Here is a 13,774-nt window from a genome sequence, read left to right on the forward strand (position 1 = left end):
CTCTAATGCGCCCGTCAAACCACTTAGGCTTCTCTGTGCTCCGCGTGCCACCTACACTTTAGAAGTGTACAATAAATGGTTGACTTCGTTAGCCAGCCATTCGTTAAACAGATTGTGCAATATTTCTTGATACCGTTCAGGGGTTAATTCCGCTGGGAGAAACTTTTCAACCAGAAACAAGTGATATCCTAGTTCTGTTTCAATTGGACGAATTACTTCTCCGGGTTTAGCGCTAAATACGGCGACGGCTATGTCGGGTTTTAAACCCCACCGATAAACCTTGCCTTTGCAACCGCATAAATGCCGACTATTTTCGTCAATGTCGTAAAGATGAGCGGCATCAAAAAAGCTGATTTCTCCTTCTTGAATTTGATAAAATAGTTCCTGAGCAAGCTGGGGGTTGGCAACAACTATTTGATAAAGAATTATTTGGTCGAATTGCAATTTGTTTTGAACGAAATTTTTTTCTACTTCTTTGCTAAACAAGTGTTCGGCTAGTTTTTGGCTGAGGAGCCGCTCGCAAATTCCGGCTTCTAAATCTTCTACAGAAATCATCTGATCAACCAGCCAAGCAATCGTATCTGCAGCTTTCTCCAAACGCTTCTGGCGGCGGAGTTGGTCACCCACAGCTTGAATTTCGTCGGGAGTCACAGTTAACCCCCGTTCCCGGGCTGCTTTCTCAATAACTTTTTTCTGCAAAACCTTTTGACTAAATGTTTTTAATTGCATCTCTTGTCTGAGTTGTTCGATGATTTCACTTTCTTTAATTAATGGCCCGTAAAAGTCCTTCATCTTTCTCTCTCAACTCTATAAATTTACTAACTTCATCCCCCGACGATTCCTGCGGGGTAGTTGGGGTTAACGGTTAACGGTTAGCTACAAGATGTTATTTGGCAAACTAATAAAATCAGCATTGCTCAAAGTTGTTGCACCCGCTGCGTTAACTGTTCCCAAAACAACAGCTAAAATTCGATCGCCATTATTTGAACTAAACTTGAGCAGAGTCGCGTCTGTCGTACCGTCACCATCCGTATCAAACGTGACGAGTGTCAAGTCTGTTACCGAAATTCCCCCTATCAGCCCAATTCGATCGCCTTGAGCGGGATTGAAATCAACGACTCGATCTGCTAACAATGGATTAGCTGCTGCACTCGCTGTTTCCGGTCTAAAGGCAAAGGTATCAGCGCCACTACCTCCAATCAATGTATCGCTGCCAAAGTGGCCGCAAAGAAAATCGTCGCCGTTGCCGCCAATCAGCAAATCTTGACCTTTTCCTCCCCGCAAAGTGTCGTTGCCATCGCCTCCATCGATCGCATCGTTGCCTCCATGACCTGCCATCAGATCATCGCCATTTTTTGAAGGTGTTGGCGTTGGAGTTGGAGTCGTTACTGGCGCTGGTGTTGCTGCTGGTGCCGTTGCTGTCGCGCTCGATGTCGGAGGAACATCAAAAGAAGCCGAAGCTTCTGCGCTGCCACTACTGGAGGTGGCTTCCGGAGTATAAACTGTTTGGCTGCTGTAGCTAGTTTCTCCCGTAGGGGAAGTGGCGATCGCAGTGCTGGTACTGCCGGCGCCACTTTCATTTACGAAGGAACTAGAACTGCTGCCGGCACCAGCGTTGTTTTTCAGCGAATTTAAGGTGTTTAAAATATTGCTGTTTTCAAGATTTAAGGGCTGATCGGCTAGTGAATCTAATGGATGCATCGCGATTTATCTCCTTTTATCTATAAATACGAACAGCATTTGCATGAACATCAACACTACCAATTTCAAATTTAATCTATCTGGACTAATTAGAGCTATGTTGCCAATTTGGCAGATTTGTTTGAAATTACAGGACTTTTGCAAGCTTTCAATTTTTACATTATGTCCAATTTCTCAAGCAAGCGAGGCTCCCCCTCTGGACATCGCTTCCGAGGCTCTGCCTGGAAATCTGTTGTCCGGGGACTCCGAACGGCGGATCGAAGGGGTGGCAGCAGCCTGGAATGCGACGAATTTGGCTGATTTGAATACGATCGCGATCGAACACCACCCGACTCGACTGCCCCAATCCCTCTCTCAATTAAAAACCTGCCAAAATGGCAACACATCTCCTATTTTATATATTTAGATAGAAATTCTTTACATTCCATAATCTGAACTAAATAAATTGTTTGTATTTTGGGTGTCAAGAAATATAGTAAAACTATCTGCTCTGAAAGTTGGGAAATTTTCAGTGAAAGTATCTGCCCTGAAAGTTAGTAAACTTTCAGGATATTTTTATGAGTAAAACTTGCTTAAATAAATAGTTTTAGCAAAATTTATGGTTAATTTAAAAAAAATCATAAATCTGCCAATTTGGCAACACAGGTAGGAAAAGCCTAGCTATATTAAAAACATCAAAGGAAACAACCTTGTTCAGCCAAAACAGAAAAATTTTCTGCTAAAATGGCAAAACAATCCTTGTTATTCTCTGATGGATTGAGCATATAAAAACCAAGTTGTTACCGAAAAAAAGTTCTGCCAAAATGGCAACACAGACACCACAAGGCAAGCTAAATTAGGTAACATGACAACAACAAACCACTCTCTTTCAAAAGGAGCAAAGCCATGATTATCTCTGATCTGAATTACTTGGAAGTCGTCCAACAAGAAAATATCGTCGGCGGTATTTCTGATTATGAGGCTTCCACCTACCTCACTTTCTACGAAGACGTATATATCGAGAAAGATTTCTGTGTAGAGTCCTATGTTTCTGGAATTAGCGCTTTCGCAGAAGCTGATGCAGTAGCCTACGGTTATAATGCTCACGCTGAAGCACTCAGCTTCACCTACACCGACGAGTGTATGGCTTCCGCTAGTGCTACCTCTTTCTCTGCCTCCAGCTAATCGAACTATCTCAAAAGCCAGTAGTTCTTCAGGGAGCTACTGGCTTTACTTGCTGATACATTAAGCTGATTTAGGACTAAGATCAACAGTCATAATTTAACTAGCGAGATTCTTTACTGTCCAGATCCTTGCGAAGGATCAGAATGACGACTACTGAAGCGGACTCGATATTATAAGTGATTAAGCTGACATGATCTAACTGAAAAATGAATACCAACAGGACTTACGCACGGGGGTCAAAAACCCGGTTTCTGCGTCAATATCTCTGGGAGAGAGCGACGATTTTTCAAAGAAACCGGGTTTTTTGCGTAAGTCCTGACCAAGCTGCTAATCAAATCACCACCTGCTTACATAGGTGGTGATTGTTCTCTTTTAGCTGATTTGTTTCCGAATGCGTTAAACGAAACCAAATTGGGTCGAGTTGGTAAGACTCAAAACTGGAGACGTTCCTGTCAGACCAACCGCCGACACGATACCAATTAATTCCGTACCCAATAAAATTCTTGTATCGAAAACACCCGCTGGCGCACCTGGAGTGGCTGTTAGCGACAAAGTATAGTCAGTCGCCGTTCCCTTAAGCTGAATTTTATCCAAACCATTCTGGAAGTCCTGAATCAAAGCCAAGTCGCTATTGCCAGCCGATCTGTAGTAAACATAATTAGCATCACCGAGAAGGAAAGTGTCTCTGCCTCTCTGGCTCAGGGGTACGCCAGATACATCGCCTCTATAAATATCAAATTCTCCTGCTCCTGGAAGAGTGCTAGCGGTGTTAATACCAATCAAAGTATCATCCCCTAAATGACCGATCAAGTTGTCATTACCGCTGCCCCCCGTCATGCTGTCATTGCCGATACCCCCATCAATGATGTCATTACCGCCACCGCCGATCGCAGTGTCATTGCCATCCCACCCAATTAGCAAGTCATTGCCATTGCCCGCATCTAGGTTGTCATTGCCACTGAAGCTGGAGGCATTGATGAAGCCACCGTAGATGGTGTCATCACCGTCGCTGGCAAGGATAGTATCATTGTCCCCTACAAGCCCAGGGGTAAAAATCCCATCTCCGATAACTCGGTCATTGCCTCCGCCACTGTTGAGATTGTCCTTTCCGAGACCCCCATCAATCAGTTCGTTACCGAAGCCACCAACGATCGTGTCATCGCCCTGTTCTCCAAGCATGCTGTCGTCGCCGCCACTACCCAGGATCCGGTCATTACCCGTACCTCCGAACAGCAAGTCTTTATCGAAGCTGCCATTTATTTGATCGTTACCGTCTCCTCCATAGATGGTGTCGTTGTCACTTCCTCCATCCAGGTAGTCATTGCCACTGCCACCATCCAAGTAGTCGTTGTCGCTGTTTCCAAACAATTGGTCATCGCCATCGGCTCCGTAAACCGTGTCGTTGTTTGTACCTCCAGACACAAAATCTCTTCCCGCTCCTGCAAAAATACTGTCATCTCCACCACTACCGAAGATGGCATCATCTAGATCCGTTGATTTTAGGGTAGTATTAAGTCCGATAATGTCAGCTAAAAAAGTTCCGTTTACCGTGGCCATACGTTTTGCTCTCTTGTTTGAATTTTTTGGTATACTGCCAACAGCATAAATACATTTATCCTGTGATTGTTGCCATTTTGGCAGTAATTTTATATAAAAATATTGCTAGATGAATATTGAAGTTGGGATGAACAATAGTAAAAATATATCAAGTAGTAAAAATAGATAAAAAGCCAGATCATCTTAGCTTAAGATGCCCTGCCTAAGATGCTCTGGCTTTTCGGTTGTTAAATTCTAGGATTTCGATAATTTATTAAGAAAACAAAAAGTTTTCGGGCTTGATTTGGTTGACTCTTATACCTTCCAATAGAACTTTTCCACCAGAACTAGAAGTTAAAAGAGCACCATCTGGGGTATCGCCGATTTGGAATGGTGATGTCGCACTTCCCGCCAACAAATCTGAGGCATTCATCGTACCCCACCCCTGCAATTCAATCTTTGCTTTATCGGCTTTAAATTCCTTGATAATATCGAACTCCCCTCTGAGCAAGCTATCATCATTTTTGAAAAGAAAGAGATCGTTACCGCTATTGCCCTTCATCAGATCATCACCTGGACCACCAACTAGGGTATCATCACCTGGACCACCTATCAGGGTATCATCACCATCGCTGCCATGAATTTTATCATTTTTGTCACCACCATCCAACCAATCATTACCTAAACCACCTTCAAGGATATCATTGCCTCCATGTGCATGAATTTTATCATTTCCTAGACTGCCATATATTTTGTTTTCGCCTTGAGTTCCATTGATTAAATCATCCCAGATTGTGCCATAGGTGACATCTGAACCCAGTTTACCGATCAAAGCATCTTGTTTAAATTTAGTGTCACTGGTATTCAGTTCCACTATGGTGATGTTGAGATCGCGGTTAAATTTCCTCTGATAATGCCCCGTAGTGGAGCCTGTGACAAAATCTTGACCATTGTTACCATCAATATCCGTGCTTTGATTGCGATCGGTAATGGTAATGTAGTCTTGTTTGCGAGGAGTTCTAACCTTCAGCTCAGCCATTTTATCCGCAGAGATTAACTTCCCGTTTATGCCAAAATAATCTAATACTTTTGGCTTTTTGAAATCACCAGTTTCTAATATGAGGAAAGAAGTTTTACCCTGAGCCCAGTTATATTCAGTTTTACGATCTTCAATTTCTTTGGCTTGTAACTGTAAATTAGTTGCAAAATCGAAAGAGAAAGTTTGATTTTTGGCGATCGAAAAATTAGCAACCACTTTAGTTTCGCTACTAGAGCTTCCCTGAGATGCTTCACCAAGAGAAATTACAGCACTATCAGTAAAGAGGGCAGAGAAACTTGGGTCATTGCTAAACACAGCTTGGGCATCAGCAATAGCAGCAGATACCCCACCTGTGACTAACGTATCTGTCTCGGCGGAAGTCAAAGTTCCTGAAGCTGCTTGACTATAGTTGGAAAAAACAGCCCCTCCTGTAGCACTAGCATAGTTAGGGTTAGAATTGTCACTGGGAGAAATTGGTTGTAAAAATAAAGTATTCGGCATGATCTTATATGTTTGTAATTCTTAGAAATCTGGTTGTTACTATTATAAATAAATAAGTTTAATTCGTGTTGCCATTTTGGCAGTTTTTTTGTTTTAAGGGTGATTTTTTGATGATAAAGTTTTTATATCAGGACGATCTTTCTTCATGAGCTCAAATGCGTAGCACGGGCTGCAAGGGGAACGCGATCGCCCTTTTTTGGCACACTATATTATATAGTGTGCCTGCGTCAGTCTAATCTCACTTGTTGTTCTGATGTCAAGAGGTTAAGAATAATTTCTAGGACTAAAAAATGAGAGCGGGATAGTGGCCTACTGAAAAACCCGATCGCCCGCGATGAGTAAACGAACAAACTGGCACACTCAACACCAGCAACCGGGTTGTTTGTCGATCGAGCAATCTACTCGATCGCGAAATTACACAAATCTGTCTTAAATCCAGCAAAAAATCTTTGATTTGAAATTGGCAAACACTCAACCGTCGGCGCCGAGAGATCTTGCCCTTCTTTGATTTCAAGTACAAAACCTCTCGGCTCTGAGTACAACTCGCTCAAAGCCTGAGTGACATAACCCCCTCGAACTCCGGCTCGTTTGTCCCTTACCACCTCCAGATAATCTAAATCGGCAATTTTGCCCAATGCAGGCGTAGTTTCCGATTTATTCGACTTGCTGATTTGACTATTTTCCTTAAGTAAGCGGTTGGAAGTGCGATAAGGGATGTAATCGAGAGGGTTGTAACCGACAGAGCGCAAAAGTAAAAAACAAGCCCAAGAATACTTTCCTGCCAGGATGGCTGAAATTATCTCATCCAATTGTTCGGCTTTGATTTCAACTTGCGAATGATTGGCAGAATGGTGAAATTGGGAAGTCATAGCTTTATCCTATTTTGTGTAATGTCTAAATCGGTTAACTGTTGACTTTTAGCTGTTAGCTATTAGCTGTTGACTGTGAGTTGTTGGTAGAGTATTTCTACAAACTCATGCCACCCTTTTGTAGTTGCTTGAGAGGGTCAAGCAAAATGTCGGCTATGCTGCGCTGACGGATAACTATTTCGGCGCTGGCTGTTTGACCTGCTTTCAATTTCCAGGTGTGATTGTTGGCTGTTACCGAGTCTCGATCGAGACTTACCTCCACCCGGTAGAAAACCCCTAATCGTTGGTCGGTTTTGGCATCCGGCGAAATCGAAATTACTGTTCCCGGAATAACGCCGTAATTTTGATAAGGAAAAGCATCGAATTTAACTTTTACTGGCATTCCGGTTTTGACAAATCCCGCTTCTCGGTTCGGCAAACTGACTTCCAGCACTAAAGGAGCTTGATTCGGAGTCATTTCCGCAATCGTTTGACCCGTTTGAACCACTTCCCCAGTGTTGTGAATGTTGAGAGTCGAAATAACTCCGCTGACTGGTGCGTAGAGAAATCTTTGTTTAAGCTTATTTTTGGCTTGAGCGAGCAGGGTTTGGGTTTCGGCAATTTTGGATTTGAGTTGAGTTAATTCCATTTTCAACTGCTGAATTTTTTGCTCTTTTTCTAACTGCGTTTGGCGCGCGGTGGCTTGTTGGCTGGTGGCTTGGGCTTCTAGTCGATCGACTTCTGCCAATTGTTCGGCTAATTCACCTTGGGTTTTAGAAATGGCGCTAGTTTGATCGCGCAAACTTTGCTCGACTTCAAACAGCTTTTCCTTAACCGCAGTGGCATCAGAGAGTTGACTCCTGATTTGAGCGCTTTGCTTGTCGCGCAGCGTTTGCTCGACATTAAAAGCGCGATCGTCAGCCTGACTTTGCTCACCCAACTGGCTTCTAATCACCGCGTTTTCGCTTTCCCGCAAACCTTCCTCAGCTTGAAACAACACGTCTTTTGAGAGTGCTCCCTCATCTACCAAAGGTTTGAGACGCGCGATCCGCTCTTTGTGAGCCACTACTTTTACTTGCAACCCGGCCAGCAAATCTTGAGTCTTGCGTTGCAGCGGTTTTACGCGATCGCGCCGCCCTTGCTGCGAGTTAATATCTGTTTGCAGTTGCGAAACCAAGTTTTGCGCGTGCTGTTCCAGAGGTTTGAGCTTTTGCTGGCGAGCTTGCTGGGAGGCTACATCCGCTTGCAATTGCTCGATTTGAGACTGGGTGGTAGCCACGGAAGCACGAGCGCGGTCGATCGCAGCTTGGGCCCCGCGCTTGTCTGCTTCAGCAATAATTTTGCTGGCTTGAGCTTCCAGTCGCGTTCGTTCGATCACACTCATCTGCTGCATTAATTGAATCTGATAAGCGTCGAGAATTTTATCGAGACGTTCCACCTCTCCCGAAGCCGTTTCCGGGTCTAATTCTGCCAATAATTGTCCAGCTTTGACCTTTTCACCTTCTTTAATCGCCAGGTTAACCACTTTTCCCGGCTCAGTCGGGTGAATTTTGTAAACAGCGCCTTTGGGAACTAATTTGCCCTGAGCATGACCAACCTCGTCAATTTTTCCCAAAGTTGCCCACGCTCCAAAAACTACGGAAAAAACCATTCCTCCTAATATCAACCGCTGGGGAAAAGATACTGGAGGCTGGTCGAGTACCGAGTGCAAAGAAGTAGACCAATTATTGGCATCAGGCTGCCGTAACTGTAATTTTGCAATATTGATACCGTCATTAGTTTGAGAAGAGACATTTTGAGATTCGACAACTTCTAAAGATCGGTCTTTTTTTCGGGTTTCGTTTTCTTGCCTAGAAGCTACGCCACCATAAACTTCACTTATTTCGTTAGGAGCATGGCTTAATTCTTTGGCATCTTCTGAAAACATTGTATTTCCTCCAAATTAGTCTGTTGACAGTTGGCAGTTGGCAGTTGTTAGGAGCTATCAGTCAGGAGTCAGGAGTAATTGAAAACTATCTTTAGTATTGTGTTGGTTGCTAATGACTAATGACTAATGACTAATGACCAATGACTAATGACTAATGACTAATGACTAATGACTTAAATATCGAGTTGTTGCTGAGCGAGGTGATAGTAAAGTCCGCGTTCAGCCATCAATTCGTCGTGGTTGCCTTGTTCGGCTAAAATGCCTTTGTCTAGAACCAAAATTCGATCGGCATTACGCACCGTAGACAACCGATGAGCGATAATAAACGCAGTGCGATCGCGACTAATGCGGGCGAGATTTTGCTGAAACCTGCGCTCAGATTCGGTATCCAGCGAAGAAGTTGCTTCGTCCAAAACCAAAATTCGGGGATCGCCCAACAAAGCCCGCGCGATCGCAATTCGCTGCCGTTGGCCGCCAGACAAACTCGTTCCCCTTTCCCCCACAGGAGTCTGATAACCCAGCGGCATATCCTGGATAAAAGCGTGAGCTTCGGCTAGTTTCGCAACTTCAATCGCGTCTTCCAAGCTGGGAGAATCACCACCCTGCCCGTTTTTGTAAAGCGTAATATTTTCCAAAATCGTTCCCGAAAACAAGAAACAATCTTGAGGAACAACACCCAACTGACATCGCAGCGACTGCAAAGAAATGTGCCGAATATCGTGGCCGTCAATTGTCAGCCGCCCTTTTTCTGGGTAGTAGAAACCTTGCAGCAGCTTCACCAAAGTGCTCTTACCGGAACCGCTGCGGCCGACAATTGCCACCGTTTCTCCAGATTCTACCTCAAAAGAAATATTTTGCAGCGTATTCCGTTCGTCATCTTGGGAATAGCGAAAAGAAACATTTTCAAACTTGACCCTTCCCTGAATGCGTGGCAACACCAGCATCGGTTTGTAAGGACTTTCTTCAGGTTCAGCGGAGAATACATCATCCAAACGCTCGATCGAAACCAGCACTTCCTGAAACCTGTCCCAAAGTCCCACCACTGACAAAACAGGAGAAATCACACTCCCAATCATCATATTAAAAGCTACAAACTGACCAATCGTTAACTCGTCTTGAATCACCAGCATTGCCCCATACCACAGCAAAGCTGTGCTACCCAAAGTATTGATCGAACCCCCGATTATTTGCAACAAGTTTCCCAACTTTTGCCCCCGAAATTGGGCATTAATCGTACTTGTGAAGAGGTCTTCCCAACGCCAGCGCATTTCTCGCTCAGAAGCAGTTGCTTTAATCGTGGCTACCCCAGTAATCATTTCTACCAAAGATGAGTTTTGCTTAGCACCTTCATTAAAAATTTCCCGCGATACTTTTCGCAGAAACGGAGTTGCAACTAAAGTCAAAATTACGATCGGCGGAATTAAAGCCAGAACCAACAAAGCCAGACGCCCGTTGTAGTAAATCATCAGTCCGATGTAAACTACCGCCATCAAAGCATCTAGCCAAGCAGTAATCGCTTGGCGGGTCAGAAACGCCTGAATTTTGCGATTTTCCTGAACGCGCGTTAAGATATCGCCCACCTGACGAGATTCAAAAAATTTGATCGGCAAACTGAGAGTGTGACTGATAAAGCCGCTAATTAAAGTCAGGTCAATGCGGTTCGACAAATAATCCAGCAAATACTGTCTCGTTGCACCCAACAACGTTCGCCAAACACTAAACAGCAGCAGTCCGATCGCAAAAACGTGCAGAGTTACTATGCTTTTGCTGACAACCACTTGGTCGAGAATTACTTGGGTAAATAGGGGAGTAACTAAACCAAATATTTGGAGCAACAAGGAAAGGAGCAGAATTTGGGCGATCGCAGCGCGGTAAGGCCAGACTATGCCAACAAAATCTTTAATTTTAATGCCTTGATGTTCCGCACTGTGATTGCGGTATAGTTCCGCTGTCGGGTCTAAAATTAGGGCGTACCCAGTCCAATTTTCGGTAAAATTTTTAATGCTCATCCACCGCTTGCCAGCCGCCGGATCGGCCACTAAAACCTGTTGATTTTTAAAGCGGTAAACTGCCACGTAGTGATTGCCCTGCCAGTGAGCAATCCAGGGATTTTTATTTCGCAGCGGAGTTAAAGAAGCTCGCACGGGACGGGTTTGAAATCCCATCCTTTCCGCTGCTTTTGCCAGACTCTTGAGCGAAGCGCCGCTGCGGCCGATTTCTGCCAATTCGCGCAAGTAATTTAGGCTGAATTTTTTACCCCAATACTCGCTAATCATAGCTAAGCAAGTAGCTCCACAATCTGCTGCGCTCTGTTGTTGAATGAATGGATGTCTGCTGCTCAACCAGCGCCGCTGCTTGGGTTTGGGAAAGCTGATGATTCCGGCTGCGGGTTTTTGCTGAGCAACTGCGGTTAATTTTGATGGCTCGGTTTGTGAGGTAGATCTGGCATCTTGGGGCGGCGTTACTAAGCTTAAAATTGGAGGTTTGCGGATGATTTTAAGGCGGGAATTGCTTTCATAACTAATTGTGGCTTTGGCGATTTGCCACTGTTCGCTGCTAAGCTGGTAAATTAGCAGGTCTGTTACCGCTATCCAGTCGCTCTTTACGTCTGAATGTTCCCAGTTACTGCCGATAACTGGCGGTCCTTGACCTTGAATTTGACCGCTGCGGAGCCAAAAATGATTGTTGGAGTTTTGGCAGTGCTCAGCGAGGGAAACTCCGGCAGGAATTCGGCTTTCTTCTATGTAAGGAAGTAAGTGCGGCCACAGAAGCTGTTGTTGGTGGGGAGCGAGCGATCGCAAATCTGTTTGTGTCTTGAAAAATATTAACCGCTGTCGCTCTTGAAATTCTTGCTGCAAGTGCTGTTGCAGTTGCGGGAATTCCTCTAAAATCAGCTCCAATGTGGTGGCCGCAATTCGACCGATTTGGCAAGTCCCAGCCGCAATTGCCCTGTAAGGCAGTCCGCTTTCAATAAATAGGTTATCTGTCCCAAATATTGCTCCGACTTCCAGTACCACCGCCGAAATCTCCTGCTGTTGAGACGCTTCTACCGCTAGCAGCCTGACTCTTCCCTCGCAAACTAAATAAAAATTGCGATCGCTCTGTTCTTTTTCAACGAAATTGTTGCTATCTGATGTTTGATATTGAGTGATTTCATCTCCGAGCTGAAACTCGCAAATTTCACAGGCTGTATTTAATTTCGCCACTAAAGTCGGTTCGGCACCAACTTCCTCGAAAATTTTCTGAATAGCAGGGAAATTTTCCCAGGCTTCTCGGGTTTTAAAAATGTGATTTTTAACCCCTAAATTTTTTTTCATAACTTACCCTGTCAAAAATTTGTTTCAAATTTTTTGAATTACAACTAACCCGGTTATGAGCAATTTTTATTGGTTGAGTTGCAACCTAGTTGGCTTAAAAACTGTTTGTCGATATGTCAGACGAATACCCCTTAGTTACGACATCCCTTCAACGCCTTTAGGATATAAAATTGCGTTCTTTCAGGATTTTGCGGTGATTACGTAAGTGTGGTTTTGGCTGGATCCCAGTTTAACTTACAGAATCGTCATTTGGGCTACCTGTAAGGGCAATCTTTACTGAATCTTTATAAACTTACCGTAATTATACGGAGATTTGTGAAGATTCTGTAAAGCGGGGCGAGGCAGGTGTTGTGCCCGGTATACGTATATATACGCAAAAATTTACATTCAGGATTCCAAAAACCATTAATTTTCGACGCTTGTTGGTGAAGTCCAGATTCCGAACATTGTAAAGAAATATTGATTGCTGTTAATTTGTAGCAGCAATTCAAGCAATTAATTCACTATCTAATCTCGGTATGTAACGAATTAAAGTAAAGTGGAAAATTTTGCTGTTGATAACGGCCTTCCATTTGGGGGTGACTTCTTTGAGGGCCCAAACCCATCACTATCGCTACCCATCACTATGGGTCTAAACCCCGATTAAAAGTATCGGTTTCTCTGCTTAACGAATTTTGTGCGATCGCACTCAGTGTATTTGTTCTCCAAAAGCATGGAATAGTGTAGAATCCAACAACCAACTACTGCAAATGTCAGCGTCTAATCCGCCAACATCTTCTGTGCCGCTGGGACTGGAACAAGTGCTCAAACATTTTTTTGGCTATGACTCTTTGATCCCGGGGCAGCAGGAAATTGTCGAAGCTGCTTTACAAAAACGGGATATGATGATTGTCATGCCGACGGGCAGTGGCAAGTCTTTGTATTTTCAATTACTGGCACTGTTGAAACTGGGATTGATAGAAATATTATTAACAACTCTAGAGAGAGACCCTCAAGAATTAGGAGATGATTTTGTCAGATGGACAGCGCAGAGACGGGAGCATTTCAATGAAAGCAGCCAAGCTAGCAATTGGAGTTTTGAGGTTCTCTTGCTGCGAGGCTCTCTTGCGGCGAGGAAAGAGGAAGAAGGAAGGAACCAGAAGAAGTGTTTTTACAAATATGAGATGCTCCCGCAGAGACTAGCAACATACTTAGAGAAATCCACAGCAATCAAATTAAGTGGAGGAAAAGTTCGGAGGATAGTAAAGAAAAAAAAGTATGTTTACATTTGGGCAAAATCTAGCCTAGATCCCAAGAAAAATCCCGAAACAAGAACAGCTTTTTAAATTAAAATAGCAGAATATTTGAACATATAAAAATTAACTCCAGAACGATTACAGGTATTGTTTTGGGATGATAGTGGATTTAGTTTAAGAGTCACCTGAAGAAAGAACTGGTATAAAAAATGCAGCCAAAAAAATGTCACAGAATACAGAAGAAAGTGAAGAGTTAATGTAATGGGAGGAGTGAGATATTCAGATAAAAAAATGTGGGTATAATTGATAAATAAAGGCAATTAACATAAATTTTATAAAGTTCTAAAAAATTTTAGAACTAGCTAATTAATGAATTGGCATAAACAGGTAATCAAGCCTCACAAGTGGCTAAAATAAAAGCCAAAATAGGTATCCGCTCAATAAATAGGGGTAACAGCAAAAAAGAAGGTTCACAAATACGAAGAGCATGATAGAATATAAAGCAT

The 13,774-nt window shown here is 43.6% G+C and carries 10 protein-coding genes; 3 read left to right on the forward strand and 7 right to left on the reverse strand.

All coding sequences use genetic code 11. The annotated features are described in order from the left end of the window. Positions 1–51 precede the first annotated feature (51 nt). Both QUA83_RS04330 and QUA83_RS04335 read right to left on the reverse strand, forming a co-directional pair. Positions 52–792 carry a peptidylprolyl isomerase gene (locus QUA83_RS04330; RefSeq protein ID WP_333291770.1) on the reverse strand — a complete coding sequence of 247 codons (741 nt, stop codon included), beginning with the start codon at positions 790–792 and terminating at the stop codon, positions 52–54. An 84-nt stretch (positions 793–876) separates the two neighbouring features. Further along, a complete protein-coding gene (locus tag QUA83_RS04335) occupies positions 877–1,701 on the reverse strand; it encodes a hypothetical protein (RefSeq protein WP_333291772.1) in 825 nt (274 codons plus the stop codon). Between the two features lie 121 nt (positions 1,702–1,822). Between QUA83_RS04335 and QUA83_RS04340 the strand changes: the two genes are divergently transcribed. Together QUA83_RS04340 and QUA83_RS04345 are read left to right on the forward strand one after the other, a co-directional pair. Beyond that, positions 1,823–2,107 carry a hypothetical protein gene (locus tag QUA83_RS04340; RefSeq protein WP_333291774.1) on the forward strand — a complete coding sequence of 95 codons (285 nt, stop codon included), beginning with the start codon at positions 1,823–1,825 and terminating at the stop codon, positions 2,105–2,107. Positions 2,108–2,586: 479 nt separating this feature from the next. After that, positions 2,587–2,865: a hypothetical protein gene (locus QUA83_RS04345; RefSeq protein WP_333291776.1), complete on the forward strand. Its 279-nt coding sequence runs from the start codon at positions 2,587–2,589 to the stop codon at positions 2,863–2,865. Positions 2,866–3,261: 396 nt separating this feature from the next. Here QUA83_RS04345 and QUA83_RS04350 read toward each other — a convergent pair whose 3' ends face one another. The 5 genes from QUA83_RS04350 to QUA83_RS04370 all read right to left on the reverse strand — a co-directional run bounded on the left by QUA83_RS04350 (position 3,262) and on the right by QUA83_RS04370 (position 12,033). Further along, complete coding sequence (locus tag QUA83_RS04350) at positions 3,262–4,422, reverse strand: calcium-binding protein (RefSeq protein ID WP_333291778.1); 1,161 nt, start codon at positions 4,420–4,422, stop codon at positions 3,262–3,264. A gap of 253 nt (positions 4,423–4,675) precedes the next feature. After that, complete coding sequence (locus QUA83_RS04355) at positions 4,676–5,941, reverse strand: calcium-binding protein (protein ID WP_333291780.1); 1,266 nt, start codon at positions 5,939–5,941, stop codon at positions 4,676–4,678. A 398-nt stretch (positions 5,942–6,339) separates the two neighbouring features. Beyond that, on the reverse strand, positions 6,340–6,810 hold the full coding sequence (locus QUA83_RS04360; RefSeq protein ID WP_333291781.1) for a HetP family heterocyst commitment protein: 471 nt from the start codon (positions 6,808–6,810) through the stop codon (positions 6,340–6,342). Positions 6,811–6,907: 97 nt separating this feature from the next. Further along, a complete protein-coding gene (locus QUA83_RS04365; protein ID WP_333291783.1) occupies positions 6,908–8,716 on the reverse strand; it encodes an HlyD family efflux transporter periplasmic adaptor subunit in 1,809 nt (602 codons plus the stop codon). A 173-nt stretch (positions 8,717–8,889) separates the two neighbouring features. Next, on the reverse strand, positions 8,890–12,033 hold the full coding sequence (locus QUA83_RS04370) for a peptidase domain-containing ABC transporter (RefSeq protein ID WP_333291785.1): 3,144 nt from the start codon (positions 12,031–12,033) through the stop codon (positions 8,890–8,892). A 749-nt stretch (positions 12,034–12,782) separates the two neighbouring features. Here QUA83_RS04370 and QUA83_RS04375 point away from each other — a divergent pair. Next, a complete protein-coding gene (locus tag QUA83_RS04375) occupies positions 12,783–13,358 on the forward strand; it encodes a DEAD/DEAH box helicase (protein ID WP_333291787.1) in 576 nt (191 codons plus the stop codon). Positions 13,359–13,774: the final 416 nt, after the last annotated feature.

The organism is Microcoleus sp. K1-B1 (assembly GCF_036704705.1).
In the GTDB taxonomy this organism is placed as follows: Bacteria; Cyanobacteriota; Cyanobacteriia; order Cyanobacteriales; family Microcoleaceae; genus Microcoleus.

What these genes read in the sequence shown, in the direction of transcription:
- QUA83_RS04330 (WP_333291770.1), bottom strand. Translation starts at nt 792, where the DNA reads ATGAAGGACTTTTACGGGCCATTAATTAAAGAAAGTGAAATCATCGAA.
- QUA83_RS04335 (WP_333291772.1), bottom strand. Translation starts at nt 1,701, where the DNA reads ATGCATCCATTAGATTCACTAGCCGATCAGCCCTTAAATCTTGAAAAC.
- QUA83_RS04345 (WP_333291776.1), top strand. Translation starts at nt 2,587, where the DNA reads ATGATTATCTCTGATCTGAATTACTTGGAAGTCGTCCAACAAGAAAAT.
- QUA83_RS04350 (WP_333291778.1), bottom strand. Translation starts at nt 4,422, where the DNA reads ATGGCCACGGTAAACGGAACTTTTTTAGCTGACATTATCGGACTTAAT.
- QUA83_RS04355 (WP_333291780.1), bottom strand. Translation starts at nt 5,941, where the DNA reads ATGCCGAATACTTTATTTTTACAACCAATTTCTCCCAGTGACAATTCT.
- QUA83_RS04360 (WP_333291781.1), bottom strand. Translation starts at nt 6,810, where the DNA reads ATGACTTCCCAATTTCACCATTCTGCCAATCATTCGCAAGTTGAAATC.
- QUA83_RS04365 (WP_333291783.1), bottom strand. Translation starts at nt 8,716, where the DNA reads ATGTTTTCAGAAGATGCCAAAGAATTAAGCCATGCTCCTAACGAAATA.
- QUA83_RS04370 (WP_333291785.1), bottom strand. Translation starts at nt 12,033, where the DNA reads ATGAAAAAAAATTTAGGGGTTAAAAATCACATTTTTAAAACCCGAGAA.
- QUA83_RS04375 (WP_333291787.1), top strand. Translation starts at nt 12,783, where the DNA reads ATGTCAGCGTCTAATCCGCCAACATCTTCTGTGCCGCTGGGACTGGAA.